Raw genomic sequence first — 1,030 nt, forward strand, 5'->3', positions numbered from 1 at the left:
GATTCCTAGAAGGTCAAATAAGTTGATCATCGAGTCCATTCAGAAAAACAGCAGAGGTGGTTTAATGCTAGAGAATGAATATTTTGTATTTACTGGCACCCTTACAACGATGACAAGAAAACAAGCACAATCAATCATTATAGGTTTAAAAGGGCATAATCAGAACGCTGTGACTAAAAAAACGACTAGACTAGTCACAGGCAATTTTCCGATTGATTTAATAAAAGGCTATCATCATTCGCATAAAATATCAGAGGCTAAGCAATCTAAACGAAAAGGACAACGAATAATGATAATGACTGAAAAAGAATTTATCGAATTTTTAGCTCAAACTTTTCAACTTCTCTCAAAAGGGTTATAATTATGCTTGTTATATTATTGATAGAGGAGGAATTATGAAAACTTTAGGAAAAGCTATTGCTAATAAAATTGCTTTAGTTTTGTCCCAATACTTCCAACTTCCACCAGGATATCTGATGGGAGTTATCCCCAATCATGTCCCCAATGACCCACGAGCTTACTTCGAGCAATTGAATGAAGAACAAAAAGTAGAATTGTTAAAAGTATGCCACAAATGGTCGGAAAAACGAGTTGAAAATATGCAATACTTAAACTGAAAACGTAAAAAGTTTATCATAATGATAAGCTTTTTGTATCTTGCTTAACTTATTGACCTTGGAGAGAATTCATATTCATTTCGCCCAAGATTCACTGAAAGCAACCTATTGCAAAGTTGGTTCAGTTCGTTGTCCAAGACAGTACTCAATATGTAATTGCAGAAAATTGGGAAAATCAACCAGCGTTAGATTTACATAACAAAAAGGAACGCTTGAAATCTTTTGTTAGAAATATCAGTCAATATCTTATCGAAGATTGTAAAATTAGTATGAGTTACTAATTATACCAAAGTAAAAAAATTAAACCAGCTTGCACCTTAATAGTTGTGAGCTGGTTTTTTATTTTATTCTAAAACTTATTAATATATCTATAAATTGTGGTTCTTGAAACTCCCCAAGAATCCGCAATCGAC

3 protein-coding genes are annotated in these 1,030 nt (G+C 32.7%); 2 read left to right on the top strand and 1 reads right to left on the bottom strand.

Translation table 11 applies throughout. The features are described 5' to 3' along the window. Positions 1–361: BRCT domain-containing protein (locus AB0N03_RS52570; RefSeq protein WP_364389057.1), on the top strand; the 361-nt coding region annotated here is incomplete at its 5' end. A gap of 34 nt (positions 362–395) precedes the next feature. After that, positions 396–617 carry a hypothetical protein gene (locus tag AB0N03_RS52575; RefSeq protein ID WP_003132844.1) on the top strand — a complete coding sequence of 74 codons (222 nt, stop codon included), beginning with the start codon at positions 396–398 and terminating at the stop codon, positions 615–617. A gap of 349 nt (positions 618–966) precedes the next feature. Here the strand turns inward: AB0N03_RS52575 and AB0N03_RS52580 are convergent, their stop codons facing one another. Further along, positions 967–1,026, bottom strand: coding sequence for a helix-turn-helix domain-containing protein (locus AB0N03_RS52580; RefSeq protein WP_364389059.1), 60 nt, complete (start codon positions 1,024–1,026; stop codon positions 967–969). Positions 1,027–1,030: the final 4 nt, after the last annotated feature.

Source organism: Amycolatopsis sp. NPDC051061, assembly GCF_040682935.1.
Taxonomy (GTDB): Bacteria; Actinomycetota; Actinomycetes; order Mycobacteriales; family Pseudonocardiaceae; genus Amycolatopsis.

Bases quoted from the DNA above. Each gene is read 5' to 3' on its own strand.
- AB0N03_RS52575 (WP_003132844.1), top strand. From the start codon at position 396: ATGAAAACTTTAGGAAAAGCTATTGCTAATAAAATTGCTTTAGTTTTG.